This is a genomic window from Fibrella aquatica, from assembly GCF_041321135.1.
Lineage (GTDB): Bacteria > Bacteroidota > Bacteroidia > Cytophagales > Spirosomataceae > Fibrella > Fibrella aquatica.
In genome coordinates, this window is record NZ_JBGGWF010000001.1 from 478,135 (window position 1) to 495,622 (window position 17,488).

The 17,488-nt window shown below is 50.2% G+C and carries 10 protein-coding genes; all 10 read right to left on the reverse strand.

What is annotated here, in order from left to right; genetic code table 11:
* Positions 1-45: 45 nt before the first annotated feature.
* Positions 46-402 carry a hypothetical protein gene (locus tag ACAW87_RS01660; protein ID WP_370721406.1) on the reverse strand — a complete coding sequence of 119 codons (357 nt, stop codon included), beginning with the start codon at positions 400-402 and terminating at the stop codon, positions 46-48.
* A 40-nt stretch (positions 403-442) separates the two neighbouring features.
* Positions 443-955 carry a hypothetical protein gene (locus ACAW87_RS01665; protein WP_370721407.1) on the reverse strand — a complete coding sequence of 171 codons (513 nt, stop codon included), beginning with the start codon at positions 953-955 and terminating at the stop codon, positions 443-445.
* A 407-nt stretch (positions 956-1,362) separates the two neighbouring features.
* Positions 1,363-2,331: a DUF1735 domain-containing protein gene (locus tag ACAW87_RS01670; RefSeq protein WP_370721408.1), complete on the reverse strand. Its 969-nt coding sequence runs from the start codon at positions 2,329-2,331 to the stop codon at positions 1,363-1,365.
* A gap of 10 nt (positions 2,332-2,341) precedes the next feature.
* The gene (locus ACAW87_RS01675) at positions 2,342-3,931 is read right to left on the reverse strand and encodes a SusD/RagB family nutrient-binding outer membrane lipoprotein (protein ID WP_370721409.1); all 1,590 of its coding nucleotides are present in this window, start codon (positions 3,929-3,931) and stop codon (positions 2,342-2,344) included.
* 10 nt (positions 3,932-3,941) lie between these two features.
* On the reverse strand, positions 3,942-7,082 hold the full coding sequence (locus tag ACAW87_RS01680) for a SusC/RagA family TonB-linked outer membrane protein (protein WP_370721410.1): 3,141 nt from the start codon (positions 7,080-7,082) through the stop codon (positions 3,942-3,944).
* 434 nt (positions 7,083-7,516) lie between these two features.
* Positions 7,517-8,488: a DUF1735 domain-containing protein gene (locus tag ACAW87_RS01685; RefSeq protein ID WP_370721411.1), complete on the reverse strand. Its 972-nt coding sequence runs from the start codon at positions 8,486-8,488 to the stop codon at positions 7,517-7,519.
* A gap of 10 nt (positions 8,489-8,498) precedes the next feature.
* A complete protein-coding gene (locus ACAW87_RS01690) occupies positions 8,499-10,082 on the reverse strand; it encodes a SusD/RagB family nutrient-binding outer membrane lipoprotein (protein ID WP_370721412.1) in 1,584 nt (527 codons plus the stop codon).
* 10 nt (positions 10,083-10,092) lie between these two features.
* Positions 10,093-13,221 carry a SusC/RagA family TonB-linked outer membrane protein gene (locus tag ACAW87_RS01695; RefSeq protein ID WP_370721413.1) on the reverse strand — a complete coding sequence of 1,043 codons (3,129 nt, stop codon included), beginning with the start codon at positions 13,219-13,221 and terminating at the stop codon, positions 10,093-10,095.
* 352 nt (positions 13,222-13,573) lie between these two features.
* A complete protein-coding gene (locus ACAW87_RS01700) occupies positions 13,574-15,061 on the reverse strand; it encodes a glycoside hydrolase family 130 protein (RefSeq protein WP_370721414.1) in 1,488 nt (495 codons plus the stop codon).
* Positions 15,062-15,093: 32 nt separating this feature from the next.
* On the reverse strand, positions 15,094-17,418 hold the full coding sequence (locus tag ACAW87_RS01705; protein ID WP_370721415.1) for a glycosyltransferase family 4 protein: 2,325 nt from the start codon (positions 17,416-17,418) through the stop codon (positions 15,094-15,096).
* Positions 17,419-17,488: the final 70 nt, after the last annotated feature.

Sequence of the window (17,488 nt, forward strand, 5' to 3'; positions counted from 1 at the left end):
GACCTCATCAGAAAAACTCGTTTAGCGTATCTAAAAATACGAATTTTATTCTTCCGTGCTCCGATTCCAATCGGCATCGGCAACATGAGTTGGCCGGTTGCTTTCAGACATATGCGCTGCCTTGTTGGCGTCTGGAAGAGCAACGGGTTGTTCGGCATCGCTCACGGCGGCTGGCTGCGCAGCGTCGTCGTTGTCAGCAATAGTCTCGTTAATAGCTTCTACATCTTCGGCCACCGATGTGTTATTGGCCCGGTCATTGAGTCGTGAGGGCAATTCATTATCCAGACTGCGGTCGTTTAGTTGACCAATACCACCATCGGGTGAGTTGCCCATCGTGCTGTGCATCTGGCGAGCCGCGTGCGACTCAGTACTTTCTTTGCGGATGTTGCTTGAAACGCTCATGATTTGTTGAGTTTAAGGTAAGGTAATAAACGAAGTAAGTTTAGTAGGTAGGCTGATGATCAGTCGACGTACCTGTTTCGGCTACATCATCTTCGGTCTCTTCCTGCGACACCGATGAGTTGGAACCACTCTCGCTGGTATTTTCTTCACTGGAATCGTCGGCCTTTTTCTCGGCCTGCTTCTTCGCTTCCTGTTGGGCGTTTGGTACGCTCACTACTGAGTCGGAAGCATAATCGTCGGGGCCTGCTGTAGTCACGCTAACCGTAGATGTTTTGGTTTGTCCTTCGCTGGCGGCGGCATTGGCCAAAGCTTCTTCAGGTACGTCCATAGCACCGTCGGCCGTGTCGTTCTGGCGGAGTACTCCGTTCTGACTGTCCATGTCCTGGCTCCCCATTGCCCGGATGTTTCGTCCGTTTTGACCATCGGTCACTTCGGTACTGTCCAGGCCGTTTGCCGAGTTTTCCTGTTCCTCCCGGTTCAGGTTATCGCCTTCGAAACCACTATCTGTCGAATCGTCGCTACTGTACGTCGTTCGGTGTTTATCTGTGTTCATAACTTAGTCGATTTTGCCTGTTGAGTAAATAGGAAACAAGCGAAAAGCTAAAAAGTTAGGTATTACCAGGGTATGAACACCAGAATAGGCCTCCTTTTAATAAATTTAAGTGATTGCCATACCTATTTGTATGCTGTAAACACTGATATTTGGCAACTCAAATTATACAACGGGCATAATCTATAAGTTAAAGCTATTCAGGAAGCTAACATGTAGTAACAGGCTGTTTCATAAGGCAGCTGATCGATCTTAATAGTTGGATAAAGCGTAATTAAAAAGCGAGCCGATACTATCGACTCGCTTTTTTGTGTTCTCGCTAAATCAGTATGTTGCATCTGGTCCAAGTACCTGAAAAAAGGGTCGATTCTTTAACAGAACCGACCCTTTTGGCCACTAGATGGGTATGCTTAACGCGGACGGACAAATGTCCACTCTTCATCCCATGTCACCCGAATATTTGGTGCCGCCGCTACCACACTGGGCTGCCGCATCCAGTATTTGATTTTGATCTTTTTGGTTGCCGGATCATAGGTATTCACTCCGCTTGGATCAATCTGAGCTGAGCGCGTATTGCCAGCCGGCTGACCGTAGAAATTGGTGACCGAAATGATTTTGTCCGTAGCCGGATCAAATTCGATTACTGGCGAGAATGACCCATAACCGCTTACGCCGCTACCAGTCCAGAAAGGGGTAATCGCCGTGCCGTAGTACTCATTATCGACCAACACGCATTTCGTTGCCGACACGGTCTCTAACGTATACTCAACAAACTGACCTGCCGACGCGAGACTGGCAAATGCAGGGTTAGTCACGTCAACCATCGTACCGGTAGGTTTATAAACACCGTCATACTTATTCTTGGCGTTTACACTCAAGAGTATGGTGCCAAAATTACCGCTGATAGTTCCCGACGATACAGTTTGAATCCGTACAGGTAAAACATAGCTTTTCGTGAAGTCGAATTGGCTACTTCTAACCTTGAGTGCCACCGTTGCAGTGCGTTGGCCTTTTGGAATAACTACCGAAGTTGGCAGTGTATAAAGCGAGGTCGGAATCAACTCATAGTCTGTGTCCTGTTCTGCATTATACTGGGTTATGGCTGCTTCGTCTATACCCAAATTCACGGTAATATCTTCAGGAGCGACATTAGCCCCCGAGTAACTTACTGTGATTGGATAATCGTTTTCCGGGGCCAGATCGAAGGCGCGGGTATACAGCGCATATTTGCTGCCGTAGGGCGAGGCAAAACTGCTGGGGTTTTTAAACTCAATGACGTTCGTCGAATTGGCTGGATCTAACGTAAGTTCGTCGTTCAGACAAGACGTCAAGGTGGCACCTGCTAAAAAGAGGCCAATTACTTTGATGAATGTTTTCATGTTCAATGTATCAGTTAGGATCCCAGAAAATTAAGTCGGCAAACTGATTGACCGTTTTGAAGTTGGCCGCGTTGTACGACTGCTCTGACGAAGGATACAGAATCCGGGTAGGTAATCTATCAGGCCGTGTCGAGTTCGACTTGTTAGAAGCGATGTTGGTGTAACCATTACCAACAGGGTTGGTGACCGGGTATCCCGTGCGGCGGTACTCATTCCATCCTTCTTCCGAGTTGATCATGTTCAGGGCAATATACTTCTGCGTGATGATCGCTTCCAGGCGTTGAGCGGCGGTAGTAGCCAGGCCGATGTTCACCAAATAGCTTTCCGGATTGGCCGTTTTGTAGGTGGCTACATCAGCAGCTACATTTTTACCAGCACCAACGGCATTGGTAACGTCTTTGTAGAGGTACGTGAACGACTGAGTAATGCCCTGGTCGAAGCTAGCAGCAAAGTCACCGGCAATGTACCCTTTCAAACGGGCCTCCGCCTGCAGGAAGTGCGACTCAGCAGCCAACATAATGGGTTGTCCCATCGATGGGCCTTTCAGAATACCGAGTGCATTCGAAATACTCGACGCACTGCTAAACGTACCTGTGTACCAAGTTGAGTAGTTGGTAATAACGGTCGGTGCATTCGTTTCGTTACCCAACTGGTTTACCGGCGTAGGAGCCGTAGTAGAGGCGAAGTTTTTGAATACTACTGCACCCCGGCCGTTGTCAGTCAACTTCTGTCCTTTGTAAAAACCAAAGATGAACTGAGTTGGTAGCCGCGACGAGTTAGACAATGCACCGGCTACGGTGTAGCCCCATGAGTTCCACATTGGGTTCTGCTGGTTGGTCTGTCTTGTGTAACCTGGGTTCACAATGGCATCAGCCGTCAGAAAACCCAACGTCTGATCAAGGGCAGCGAAGCGAGCTGTAACAACAGGTGCCAACGCCGATACGCCTGACATACGAATCAGAATGCGTAGCTTAAGCGTGTTGGCAAACTGCTTCCACCGGTTCATATCACCGGCGAACATAGGGTCCGACGACGAGTTGAGGGCCACCGGGAAGGTAGCACCGTTGATCTCAGCGATGGCTTCGTCTAGTTTCACAACCAAGTCCTGATAGATCGTAGCGGCGTCATCGTACTTAGGCGTCCGGTTGGCGGTGCCTTGCAGGGCTTCGGTGTAGGGTACGTTGCCATAAGCATCGACCAACCGCTGGAATTGCAACGCAGTCATGATCTTGGCAGCGGCCGAGAAGTAGCTCTGTCCTGCCACACCCGCTGACTGGTCAATTACATACTTGTAATCCTGCAGGTTGTCGTAGGTGCTTACCCACAGACCATTATAGTCGCCTGGTACAATGTTGTAGTTCAACAGATTACCAAAACCCGAGAAACCACCGGCATTGGCTATGTAGCCCCCAAAGTGAGCGCCATAGTTATTGTACGAAACCGTTAGAGCGGCTGTGCCCACAATAGCCTGTGGAAGCACTAACTGGGCCGAAGCGGCGGTTGCTGCATTTGGATTGGCATTAATATCCAAATAGTCTTTGCAGGAAGAACTGACCAGCACAAGCAGGGTCAGCACTCCGAATATGAGATTCTTTTTCATTGTTTGTCGATTAGAACGTTAACGAGACGGTGCCGCCGAAGTAGCGCGCAGGTGGCGTCTGGCCCAGGGTAGTAAAACCTACGGCGTTGCTGTCGGTACCGTTGGCACTATATTCAGGATCGGTATAGATGTTCGACTTAGGCACCCAGATGAACAGGTTACGGCCCTGAGCACTCACTGTAGCGCCTTTGATGAAACCAGTTTTAGCCAGTAGTGAACGAGGGAAATCATAAGCTAATACCGCTTCACGCATCTTCCAGAATCCGGCTGAGTTGACGTAGTTTTCGCCAATGTTGGTGTTGCGGGTACCATCGGTCCAGAAGTCAGCACCACCGCTGCGGGTAGCAATGTTGGTGTTGGCTACGTAGCTGCCATCGGCCTGCAGGATCGACGAGTTCGGAATTACGAAACGATCGCGGTTATACCAGGCTGTGCGGATACCGGCTCCTGAGAAGTCATAGCCTGTTGACACACCGTTGTAGATGTAGTGTCCGTTGCGGTATTCAAACACGGTGGTAAACCGGATGCCTTTAAAGCGGATGGCTGTGTTTAACCCGAAAATGTGGGGTGGGTTAGTGATACCCACATCGCTGAAGTTACCATTGCTGGCCGGATAGCCGTTAATGGGGTCAACGATGATACGGCCCTGTGGGTCTCGGTTGTAGGTCGTTGTCTGTAACAGAGGGAATGGTGAGCCTACTTTAGCCAAAATCCGGGCGGCTGTTCCCTGCGTTCCGTTTGGAAGAATCAGTTCGTTCGACTGATCTGACAGCGAAAGAACTTTGTTCCGATTAAGCGTATAGTTGGCACCCACCGAGAACTCAAAACCATTCGCCAGTTTGATTGGCGTAAGATTCAGGTACGTCTCCAACCCCTTATTCTCTACTTCACCCACGTTGGTCAGCAGGTTTTGGAAACCCGAAGCCGTTGACACAAACACCGAAATGGTCTGATCAACCGTGTTGGTTTGGTAAACCGTCAAACCACCATTGATGTTGTTTTTCTTCAGTTCAAAATCGAACCCGGCTTCTGCACCTGTGGTAATCTCAGGCTTCAGGCTCGAGGTAACCAGACCGTTGTTGATGGTAAAACCGGCGCCGCTTGAATACGGATAACCATAAGCCTGTCCAAATGTGGTGTTCAGGGCGTAAGCGCCAAACGTGGTTGCGTTGCCCAGGTTAATCTGTCCGACCTTCGAGACACCACCGCGTAACTTCAAACTCTGTAACCAGGTCGTGTTTTGCAGGGCTGGAATAGCGTCGGTAGCAATGAACGAGACGTCGGCCGATGGGTAGAAGAACGAACGGTTCTCTTTAGCCAGAATTGAGCGCCAGTCGTTACGGGCCGTTACGTGCAGATACAGGTATTCTTTAAAGCCTAAACGTGCTTCGCCGTATACACCTGCCTGACGAGCCATGTAGTTACCTTCGTTAGCTGTTGGGTTGTTCAGTGAGTTTCCGACGTTGTACAGATCATTGATTACCAATCCACTAGCGTTTATGCTCATGTTTTTTGAGCTGTTGTCACGGAAGCTCGCACCACCCACCAGATCGAGGGTAAAGTTGGTGCCTATATTGGCGCGATACTGTGCCAGGAAATCGTTGACCAACTGCGTATTGAAACTGCTGTTGTCGGTAACAGAACCCGGTATGTCTGTTTTCGCGCTACCCGAGATGCTCTTGGTATAATCAGTAAACGTGAACTTGCCCGTAGTAACTTTCTCTGTTACATTCCGGGTGGTGATGCCCACGCGGTAGGTCAACGTAAGGCGTTCAATCGGCTTAAAGCGCAGCTCGAGGTTACCCTGAAAATAATCGTTGCGGGTCGACTGCCGATTGTTTTCCAGTGTGAAGTACGGGTTGTTGTAATATTCATTGTAGAAACCGTTCGGATTGGCGAACGGATTGTTCCGCCAGTCTTTATACTGGGTAATATCGACCTGGCCAGGTGACATCAACAAGTTTTCATAAGCCGCTCCGGTTTGACTGCTGATATCGTAACGGTTAGCAATGAAGTTGGTATTGAAGATAGCCGTCAGGTTCTTGTAGATCTGGCGAGTGCTGTTGGCCCGGATGCTGTAACGCTTGTAGCCATCGTAAGGCACCGTCGATTTCTGATCGAAATACTGACCTGAGATGTAGTAAGTCGATTTGTCGTCACCTGACGACAGGCTGAAGTCGGTCTGATTAGCCGCACCGGTTTCCCAGAAATTCTCACGTGATCCTTTGTAGGCGTAAGGTACCGACTGAATCGAGCCATCCTGAAGCGGCTTACCAATAACTACCGTAGATCCGTCGAAAGCCGGACCGTACTGCTGGTTTTCGTAAGGGGTGTAAGTAGGTACGTCATCCGGCGTGGTGCCCGAACCGAAGCTGCGCTGCAACTGAGGCAGGTAGCTGACACGCTCAAAGGTGGTGGTGTTCGAGATCTTCACCTGCGTCTGACCAGCCTTGCCTTTCTTGGTCGTCACGATCAAAGCGCCGTTCGAAGCGTCTGATCCGTAAAGTGCCGCTGCACCTGCACCATTCAACACTTGAATGTCTTCGATGTCCTCAGGGTTGAGGTTACCCAGAATGCTGTTGGGTGAGATGATGTTGTCAATGATGATCAGGGCCTGATTGTTACCCGTCAGTGAGCGGTTACCCCGCAACACCAGACGATAAGAAGGGTTAACTCCGCTGCCTACCGCTGAGATGAGCAGACCGGGTACTTTACCCGATAAACCCGCCGCAATGTTCGGCGATTTACCCTGCGTGATCTCCTGCGACTTCACCGTGGTGGCCTGGCTACCCAGTGCCCGGCGTTGGGCCGTGATACCACCGGCCGTAATAACCACCTCGTTGAGGTTGGTGGCGTCGGGGGTCAGGGTAATGTTGAGGGTGGTCTGGCTACCGGTCACCACTTCCTGGCTAACAAAGCCAATGAAGGAGTAGATGAGTCGGACGGTGCCCGATGGTACGCTGATTTTGTACTGCCCATCCCCATCGGTGGTTACGCCGCGCGTTGTTCCCTTGATGGAGATATTAACTCCGGGCATGGCTGCCCCGTCTTCGGCGGAAGTGACGCGCCCGGCAATGGTGCGGTCTTGCGCCAGCAGAGGAACACTCACGAAGCACAGCAGTAGCTGAGCTATCATTAAAAGTTTTCTCATGGTTAGAAAGTTGATTATTAGATCTATAGAGTTAATTGAAAATTAACAGACATCAAAAATATTATAAACCTTTCATGTGAACAAGCTTTCGTAAAATGTTTTGGTTATCTATTATTTGGCGATCTGTGAAAATGCTTATGAAATATTTTGTTATTGAGTATTTTTTGGCAAACTAATCCATATAAAATATCTCTATAAAAAGTAATGCTTGTTTTGTATTAACTAAATATCATATTTTACTTAAGTATAATGTTTGGATGTACAGCAAAAGCCCGGAATTGAGCTTTTTAGTGTATGGGATGTATGTATACGGTTTTAGTATTTATACGCTACTTGTTTGACTTAAATTGGGGGCGTTTTTTGGGGAGACGACCATAAAAAAACTGCCCCGATCAACTAGATCGAGGCAGTTCAGATAATGTATGTAAGCGGGCTTACCGGGCCCGAACAAACGTTAGTACTTCGTCCCAGGTTACCCGAATATTGGGGGCCGCTGCCACAACGCTAGGCTGACGCATGTTATACTTAATCTTCATCGACTTGGTAGCCGGGTCATACGTATTCACACCGCTTGGGTCAATCTGCGCTGAACGCGTGTTACCGGCTGGCTGACCATAGAAGTTGGTTACCGCAATGATCTTGTTCGTAGCAGGGTCAAATTCCAGGATAGCACCAAAACTACCATAATAGCTTGCACCTGTTCCGGTGTAGAATACGTGGGCTGCTGCGCCAATGCCATAATCGCGGTCAACGATCACACATTTGGTTGCCGAAATAGTTTCCAGTGAATATTCCAGCGTCTCGCCCACCTGCGTGAGGTGCTTGAAGGCTGCATTCGTCACGTCAACCATTGTTCCGGTCACTTTGTACACGCCGTCGAATTTGTTCTTGGCGTTTACATTGATCAGGATCGTACCAAAGTTTCCGCTGATCGTTCCAGATGAGATCGATTTGATCTGAACGGGAAGTACATAGGCTTTGCTGAAATCGAAACTGTTGCTCTTAAACTTCAGAGAAACAGTGGCAGTGCGTTGGCCTTTCGGAATCACAACCGAAGATTGCAGCGTGTAGAGCGACGCCGGAATCAGATCGTACGTGGTCTTCTGTTCCGTGTTGTACTGTGTCAGGGCTGCTGCGTCGATACCCAACGTTACAGTAATGTCTTCAGGGGCCACATTGGCGCCCGAATAGCTTACAGTAATCGGAAAGTCGTTCTCTGGCGCTACATCAAACGCTTTGGTATACAGCGCGTACTTGCTACCGTAAGGCGACAGAAAATCCGTAGGGTTTTTGAACTCAACTACATTGACCGAGTCAGTGGGGTCGAGGGTAAGCTTGTCGTCGAGACAAGATGTTAAGGTTGCACCTACCAGAAAGAGGCCAACTACTTTGAAGAATGTTTTCATGTTCAGCTTATCAGTTAGGATCCCAGAAAATTAAGTCGGCAAACTGGTTGACCGCTTTGAAGTTGGCCGAGTTATACGACTGCTCCGATGATGGATACAGAATCCGGGTAGGTAATTTATCAGGCCGTGTCGAGTTCGACTTGTTAGAAGCGATATTGGTGTAGCCGTTACCAACCGGGTTGGTTTTAGGGAATCCCGTGCGGCGGTACTCATTCCATCCTTCTTCCGAGTTGATCATGTTCAGGGCAATATACTTCTGGGTGATGATCGCTTCCAGACGTTCGGCGGCGGTAGTAGCCAGGCCGATGTTTACCAGATAGCTTGCTGCGTTATCGGTCTTGTAGGTGGCTACATCGGCCGTTACGTTTTTGCCGGTGCCAATTGCGTTGGTCACGTCTTTGTAGAGGTACGTAAACGACTGGGTGATACCCTGATCGAAGGTGGTAGCAAACGTACCCGGAATGTATCCTTTCAACTGAGCCTCCGCTTGTAGGAAGAGTGACTCCGCAGCCAGCATAATGGGTTGCCCCATCGATGGGCCTTTCAGAATACCCAGCGAGTTCGAAATACTCGATGCGCTGCTGAACGTACCTGTGTACCAGGTCGAATAGCTGGTGATAACCGACGGTGCATTGGCTTCGTTACCCAGTTGATTCACTGGTGTTCCGTTCGAGGCGAAGTTTTTGAAAACAACCAGACCCCGGCCGTTATCTGTCAGTTTCTGGCCTTTGTAAAAACCATACACAAACTGGGTCGGAATCCGCGATGAGTTCGACAATGCACCGGCTACGGTGTAGCCCCAGGTATTCCACGTTGGGTTTTGCTGGTTGGTTTGCTTCGTGTAACCTGGATTCACAATAGCATCCGTTGTCAGGAAACCAAGCGTACGATCAATGGCAGCAAGCTTAGTTGTTACCACCGACGCTAGCGCTGATACGCCCGACATCCGGACCAGCAGGCGCAGCTTGAGCGTGTTGGCAAACTGCTTCCAACGGGTCATGTCACCGGCAAACATGGGGTCCGACGATGAGTTGAGCGCTACCGGAAATTTGGCTCCGTTGATCTCGGCAATAGCGGCATCTAATTGAACAACCAGGTCCTGATAAATCGTGGCCGCGTTGTCGTATTTAGGTGTCTTATTAGCGTTGCCTTGCAGGGCTTCAGTATAGGGCACATCGCCGAAGGCATCGACCAGACGCTGAAACTGAAGCACGGTCATGATCTTGGCAGTGGCCGAGAAATAACTCTGCCCTTCAACACCCGCTGTTTGTTCAATTACGTACTTGTAATCCTGCAGGTTATCGTAGGTGCTTACCCATAAACCGTTGTAGTCGCCCGGTACAATGTTGTAGTTCAACAGGTTACCAAAGCCCGAGAAACCACCGGCATTGGCCATGTAGCCGCCAAAGTGAGCGCCGTAGTTATTGTATGACGAGGTCAGTGCGGCTGTACCTACAATGGCCTGTGGCAACACCAACTGAGCCGACACACTCGTGGCTGAGTTAGGGTTCGTGTTAATGTCGAGGTAATCTTTGCAGGAGGTGGTCACCAGCACCAGCAAGGTGAGCACTCCGTATATAATGTTCTTTTTCATTGGGAGTCAATTAGAATGTTAACGAAACCGTGCCACCGAAGTAGCGGGCTGGTGGAGTTTGACCGAGCGTAGTGAAACCTACGGCATTGCTGTCGGTACCGTTGGCACTGTACTCAGGGTCAGTGTAGAGGTTCGACTTAGGCACCCAGATGAACAGGTTACGGCCTTGCGCACTCAACGTAGCTCCTTTGATGAAACCCGTTTTGGCCAGCAGAGCGCGTGGGAAATCGTATGAAATGGCTGCTTCGCGCATTTTCCAGAACCCGGCTGAGTTGACGTAGTTCTCGCCAATGTTGGTGTTGCGGGTACCATCGGTCCAGAAGTCAGCACCGCCAGTGCGGGTGGCAATGTTGGTGTTGGCTACGTAGCTGCCATCGGCCTGCAGGATCGACGAGTTTGGCACCACAAAACGGTCGCGGTTATACCAGGCCGTGCGAATACCGGCTCCTGAGAAGTCATAACCCGTTGATACACCGTTGTAGATGTAGTGTCCGTTGCGGTATTCAAACACGGTGGTGAACCGGATGCCTTTGTATTTCAGGGTGGTGTTTAAACCAACGATATGCGGTGGGTTGGTGATACCTATGTTGCTGAAGCTACCGTCGCTGGCTGGGAAGCCGGTGATGCCGTCAACAATGATGCGACCCTGTGGATCCCGGTTATACGTCGTCGTTTGCAACAGAGGGAACGGCTGACCAACTTTGGCAAGCACCCGCGCTGATGTTCCGATGCTCGACAGGATAAGTTGATCTGACTGATCTGACAGGGAGATGACCTGGTTCCGGTTGAGGGTATAGTTACCACCTACCGAGAACTCAAAGCCATTAGCCAGTTTGATTGGGGTAAAGCTCAGGTACGTTTCCAGACCTTTATTCTCTACTTCACCTACGTTGGTCAGCAACCGATCGAAGCCCGAAGCCGTTGACACAAACACCGAAATAGTTTGGTCAACTGTGTTGGTTTTGTAAACCGTCAGGCCACCGTTGATGCTGTACTTCTTTAGCTCGAAGTCGAACCCGGCTTCAGTACCCGTGGTAATCTCAGGCTTCAGGCTCGACGATACCAGACCATTGTTGATGGTGAAACCAGCGCCGCTTGAGTAAGGATAACCGTAGGCTTGTCCAAACGTGGTGTTCAGCGCATAGGCACCGAAGGTAGTTGGAAGGTTGATCTGACCTACCTGCGAATAGCCGCCACGCAGCTTCAGACTCTGCAGCCAGGTAGTGTTTTGCAGGGCAGGAATAGCGTCGGTAGCAATGAACGAGACGTCGGCCGATGGATAGAAGAACGAACGGTTCTCTTTGGCCAGAATTGAACGCCAGTCGTTACGGGCCGTCACGTGCAGATACAGATACTCTTTGAAGCCCAGACGGCCTTCGCCATATACACCTGCCTGACGAGCCATGAAGTTACTCTCACCAGCACCAGGGTTGTTTAGCGAATTGCCAATGTTATACAAACCATCGATTACCAGTCCATTGGCGCTCACGCTTACGTTTTTAGCGCTGTTTTCACGGAAGCTTACACCACCTACCAGATCAAGGGTGAAGTTGGTGCCTACATTGGCCCGGTACTGCGCCAGGAAGTCATTGACCAGCTGCGTGTCGAAACCGCTAAAGTCAGATACACCCCCGGGGATGTCGGTCTTGGATCCACCTGAAATGCTCTTGGTATAGTCAGAGAAGGTAAACTTACCAGTCGTATTTTTAGTCGATACGTTGCGGGTAGTGATACCAACACGGTAGGTCAGAGTCAGGCGCTCAACCGGCTTGAAACGCAGTTCAAGGTTACCCTGGAAATAATCGTTGCGCGTTGCCTGCCGGTTGTTTTCCAACGTAAAATACGGGTTATCGTAGTATTCGTTGAAGTAGCCGTTGGGATTAGCATACGGATCGGTTTTCCAGTTTGCATATTTCGTTACGTCAACCTGACCTGGCGACATAAGCAGGTCGTTGTAAGCTGCACCAGTACCGTTGCTAATATCGTAGCGGTTGGCGATGAAGTTGGTGTTGAAGATAGCCGTCAGGTTCTTGTAGATCTGGCGGGTGCTGTTGGCCCGGATGCTGTACCGCTTGTAGCCATCGTAAGGTACCGTCGACTTCTGATCGAAATACTGACCCGAGATATAGTAGGTCGATTTGTCATCGCCCGACGACAGGCTGAAGTCAGTTTGGTTAGCCGCGCCAGTCTGCCAGAATTTCTCACGCGAACCCGCATATTGGTATGGGGTCGTTTGAATCGATCCATCCTGCAGTGGTTTACCGATCTCAACAATTGACCCGTCGAAAGCGGGGCCGTACTGTTGGTTTTCGTAAGGGGTGTAAGTAGGTACGTCATCCGGCGTGGTGCCCGAACCGAAGCTGCGCTGCAACTGAGGCAGGTAGCTGACACGCTCAAACGTGGTGGTGTTCGAGATCTTCACCTGCGTCTGACCAGCCTTGCCTTTCTTGGTCGTCACGATCAAAGCGCCGTTCGAAGCGTCTGATCCGTAAAGTGCCGCTGCACCTGCACCATTCAACACCTGAATGTCTTCGATGTCCTCAGGGTTGAGGTTACCCAGAATGCTGTTGGGTGAGATGATGTTGTCAATGATGATCAGCGCCTGGTTGTTACCCGTCAGCGAGCGGTTACCCCGCAACACCAGACGATAAGAAGGGTTAACCCCGCTGCTTACCGCTGAGATGAGCAGACCGGGTACTTTACCCGATAAACCCGCCGCAATGTTCGACGATTTACCCTGCGTGATCTCCTGCGACTTCACCGTGGTGGCCTGGTTACCCAGTGCCCGGCGTTGGGCCGTGATACCACCGGCCGTGATCACCACCTCGTTGAGGTTGGTAGCGTCGGGGGTGAGGGTGATGTTGAGGGTGGTCTGGCTACCGGTCACCACTTCCTGGCTAACAAAGCCAATGAAGGAGTAGATGAGCCGGACGGTGCCCGATGGTACGCTGATTTTGTACTGCCCATCTACATCGGTGGTTACGCCGCGCGTTGTTCCCTTGATGGCGATGTTAACTCCGGGCATGGCTACTCCATCCTCGGCGGAGGTGACGCGACCGGCAATGGTGCGGTCTTGCGCCAGCAGAGGAACACTCACGAAGCACAGCAGTAGCTGAGCTATCAGTAAAAGTTTTCTCATGGTTAGAAAGTTGATTAGTTATGTTTAAAAATTGTTAACAATTAGGCAAAACTACCAGTTAGTTGCTAAGCGAACAAATTGTAAACAAAGCTTTTTAGATGTACTATAATTTTGATAATACTCGAAAAACGTACATAATATTCTGAATTTTGCTTTTTAGTAGAACTTATGGCAATTAAGATAGAAGAAAAAGTGTGCCGTATTTAGTGATAGTATTTACTTGATAAAATTGGTAGACAAAATAGGTATTTAAGCTATAGATCTTTATTTGTCTTGATATTAGTACGCAAAAAAAATGCCCCGGCCATATGACCGGGGCAGCGCCTATTCATCGAAAAATTAAAAATATTGCTTACGAGACTGAAACCGTAGCTCTGGCTGCAACCTTTCCTCCAGTTAACTCAGCCAATAAATCGGTAACGTTTACGGTAGCGAAACTGCTGGCATAGTCCGACATGGCGTAGGGAATGATGAGAGTGTTGCCGTGAATTTGCCCCCCGCAACTGTATACTACGTTGGGTACGTATCCTTCCCGTTCGTTCTCGTCGGGGCTCAGCAGGGGTTCTTTGGTTCGGCCAATTACCCGGGAAGGATCGTTCAAATCGAGCAGGAACGCCCCGATGGCGTATTTGCGCATAGGCCCTACGCCGTGGCTCAGTACCAGCCAGCCTGCCTCTGTTTCAATCGGTGATCCGCAGTTGCCCAGTTGGACATACTCCCAGGGGTAAGTTGGCTTCAGAATCAATTCTTTGGTCTGCCAGAAATAAAGATCATCAGAAAACATCAGATAGATATTCTCCCCATCTTGCCGGGAGAGGGTAGCGTACCGGCCATTTATTTTCCGGGGAAACAACGCCATCCCCTTGTTCTGAACTTCGGCTCCGTTGAGGGTACTGATCGAGAAGTGGGTAAAGTCTTTCGTCTCCAGTAACTGAGGAAACGTCACCCGCCCGTTATAAGCTGTATAGGTAGCGTAGTAGGTCACTTCGCCGTCGTCATCGCGAAACTCAACAAAGCGGGCATCTTCAATGCCGTTGGTTTCGTTGGGTGAATGCGGAAAGATACACCGTTCATCGATGCTCTGGTCATCGTCGAAATGCATTTCGTAATTCGACAGGGCCAGTGCAATCAATCCACTCGTGATGGTTTCGTATTCGGCGTTGTGGCGAAACTGACTCATCACCCGCTTCACCTGCGCTTCAATATCTGTCAGGCTGAACTCATCACTCAATCCGGCCAGAATACCTTCCGAAATACTGTTGATCAACCGAAGTTCGTACAGTTTCTTGACAAACGTATTTTTGTCGAACCGCTGACTAACAATGGCTTCGGGCGAGGTAACGTACCTAGACGGTTTTTGAACGATGACATTGCCTTCTTCATCGATGTAGCCTGTGCGGAAGGAAATGGACGAAATGTGCCCTTCGCCGGTAGCACGCAGGCTAAGGATAAACCGTTTATAACCCGCCGGTAGGTTTGTCTGGTCTGGATGCCATACCATCGATGGGTTGAACAGGGCGGCCGACTCTAGTGAGTATTCCATCGTGAAATACGCACCAAGCAACAGCTTACGCTCGTCTGTCAGGGGCTCATCGGTCAGGAGTTGCGATTTTACCTGATCGAAGCGGCGAAGGAAAAACGGGTTAAGCTTGTGATGCCGATTTCCAAATTCCCGGATAACTTCATCGAGTTTCTGACGCACTTCATCTTCTGTCAGCGAATTAACGCGGGCGATGATTTTCAGAATACGGGTGCTGTTTCCCAGGTCGAATGGGCGAAACAAAACACGGGCTGGGTCAGGACGCAACACAACGCCCGTGCGAGTGGCTTTTAGGCTCATTAGAAAACGGTAAACTATATAGAATTACCCGGCTAAGATAAGGTACTTACCGATGACCGGGCAATTGATTTTTCGATTGATGGCTGAAAGGCGAGTTGCAACTCAGCCAGAGACAGTAAATACGATAAGGTTGATTCGGCGCCTTGATTCTGATTGACCCGGTCTATGTGCAATCCATCGCGGCAACCGCCGGTCATGGCGTCGTATAAAGGTAACCCCAGATCGTTATGTCCTGTGAACCAGTGAAATACACGCATAGCACGTCGTTGCCATTCTGTATCGCCCGTGAGGCGATACGCTTTCAGACAAGCCGAAATAGAGCTTTGGGCTTCCAGTGGCTGCTGATCAAATTCGGCCCGGTGAAGTCCTTTGGCGTGGAAACCGTTAGAGCCAATAGGTTGAAAGTGAGTTTGTTTCTCGCTTGCTGAGGTCTGTTTCGGTGTTTGTAATTCCATGAGCCAGGTTAACGCTTTCAATCCGACAGCAACCGCCTCGGCATCGCCCGAGACCAGCAGCGCGTGGCACAATACGCCATTGTCGTAGGCAACGGTGTTTTCAAACCATGGCCAGTCGTGAGTAGCCGTTTCACTAAAGCGGAACATTAATTTGGCCACCAGTTTCTTACGAATGGTTTTGGCCAGTCGGTCATCGCTGAATCGTTTCAGGTATTCATGAATGCCCAGTAGCGCAAAGGCCCACGACCTCGGCGATTTCATGGTGAGGGTGGTAGGCAAGACCTGTTCAAACAGTGTCATGGCCCAGCTAAGCGGGTTGTGCTCGTCGGTACGACCAATACACGTACCCAGCGCCCAGATGGTTCGCCCTGTACTGTCTTCAGAACCAACCTCTTCGAGCCAGCGCCGGTCGTAACTCATGAAGTTACGAAACTGCCGGTGCTCAGCCGAGTAGGCGTAATTGATAAAGGCCATATAGGTATCGGCCAACTGATCGACCCGATGGTCGTGAACCCCGGCTTCTTTCAGCAACAGGGTCAGAATAAGTGCCCGGGCATTATCGTCGGTGCAATAGCCTTCTTCGTAAAAAGGCAGGTGATACCGGGCGTGCTGAATGATGCCGGTAGAATCGGATAATCGATACAGGTGATCGAGTTTCAGCGTAGGCAGGTGTAGCCCGCCCCCTAAACCACCCGGATAAAGCCCTGGCGTATACGTGGCGCTCATCCGCTCGCGCCGGGCCTGGGCAAACGAGTCAGCATACTGGTTAATGACGTTCTCCCAGGTCATGCTCCGGCCCATCAGATAGGCTCTTTTTCGCATGGCATGGCGGGCGGGTTCATCGCTCAGCAGATTGATGACCTGATCGGCAATCGCCTCTGAATCGTTGAAGGGCACCAAACGCCCCCGATCATCGGCCAGCAGTTCTTCGGCGTGCCAGTAGGGTGTTGATATAACAGCTTTGCCTACCCCAACCGAATAGGCCAACGTACCTGACGTAATTTGGGCCGGGTTTAGGTAAGGCGTGATGTAAATATCGGCAGCGCCCAGAAACTCAAGTAGGTCGTCTAACTCCACAAATTGGTTGTAGAATTGCACATTACTGCGTACGCCGTTGCTTTCTGCCAATTGCTTTAGCTTGTCGCGGTAGGCTTCGCCCTCGTGCCGAATCAGGTGCGGATGTGTAGCGCCGAGTACCATATACACAACATCCGGAAACTGCTCTACAATGCGGGGAAGGGCGTTAATGACATTCTCGATGCCTTTATTGGGCGATAACAGGCCGAAGGTGAGCAGTACCTGTTTGCCCTCAAGTCCGAACCGGTCTTTGTAGAAATGCGGATCTACAAACGCCATATCAGGAATGCCGTGGGCAATCACATCAATTTTCTCATCTGGAATTTCGTAGATAGTTGTCAGAAAGAGTCGCCCTTTCTCCGACATGCACACTACCCTCGCCGATAGATCGGCAATCGCTTTCAGAGTCAGCAGCTGATCCTGGTCTGGTGTTTTCAGAATGGTGTGAAACGTAGTGATAACAGGCATGGTTAGCCCGCGAAGCAGGGTCAGAATGTAGTTACCGGCCGACCCGCCGTAGATGCCGTATTCGTGTTGCAGGCAAACGACTTCGGCATTCTTAGAATTGATGAACTCGGCGGCTTTACGGTACGCTTCCAGGTCATGCTGAAAAAAGTCGTACCGCACCTCATCGGGGTAGTCATACCCTTCGGTGGTATCGTTTACCGAAACAATCCAGGGCGTAGCTTCAGGTATATACCGGGCATACGACTGGTACATATCAGCTGTGAACGTAGCAATACCACACTGCCGGGGTAGATAATCACCAATGAAGGCTACGTTTTTGGGGTTTTGTTTTCGGGCCGACGTGGGTGCAGCGTTCATGGTCATAACTGGTTGAGTAGTGAGAGCTTGTAGATAAGTCAACATAGATTGGCCACCCCGTGTTTCAACA

Bases quoted from the DNA above. Each gene is read 5' to 3' on its own strand.
- ACAW87_RS01660 (WP_370721406.1), bottom strand. From the start codon at position 402: ATGAGCGTTTCAAGCAACATCCGCAAAGAAAGTACTGAGTCGCACGCG.
- ACAW87_RS01665 (WP_370721407.1), bottom strand. From the start codon at position 955: ATGAACACAGATAAACACCGAACGACGTACAGTAGCGACGATTCGACA.
- ACAW87_RS01670 (WP_370721408.1), bottom strand. From the start codon at position 2,331: ATGAAAACATTCATCAAAGTAATTGGCCTCTTTTTAGCAGGTGCCACC.
- ACAW87_RS01675 (WP_370721409.1), bottom strand. From the start codon at position 3,931: ATGAAAAAGAATCTCATATTCGGAGTGCTGACCCTGCTTGTGCTGGTC.
- ACAW87_RS01680 (WP_370721410.1), bottom strand. From the start codon at position 7,082: ATGAGAAAACTTTTAATGATAGCTCAGCTACTGCTGTGCTTCGTGAGT.
- ACAW87_RS01685 (WP_370721411.1), bottom strand. From the start codon at position 8,488: ATGAAAACATTCTTCAAAGTAGTTGGCCTCTTTCTGGTAGGTGCAACC.
- ACAW87_RS01690 (WP_370721412.1), bottom strand. From the start codon at position 10,082: ATGAAAAAGAACATTATATACGGAGTGCTCACCTTGCTGGTGCTGGTG.
- ACAW87_RS01695 (WP_370721413.1), bottom strand. From the start codon at position 13,221: ATGAGAAAACTTTTACTGATAGCTCAGCTACTGCTGTGCTTCGTGAGT.
- ACAW87_RS01700 (WP_370721414.1), bottom strand. From the start codon at position 15,061: ATGAGCCTAAAAGCCACTCGCACGGGCGTTGTGTTGCGTCCTGACCCA.
- ACAW87_RS01705 (WP_370721415.1), bottom strand. From the start codon at position 17,418: ATGAACGCTGCACCCACGTCGGCCCGAAAACAAAACCCCAAAAACGTA.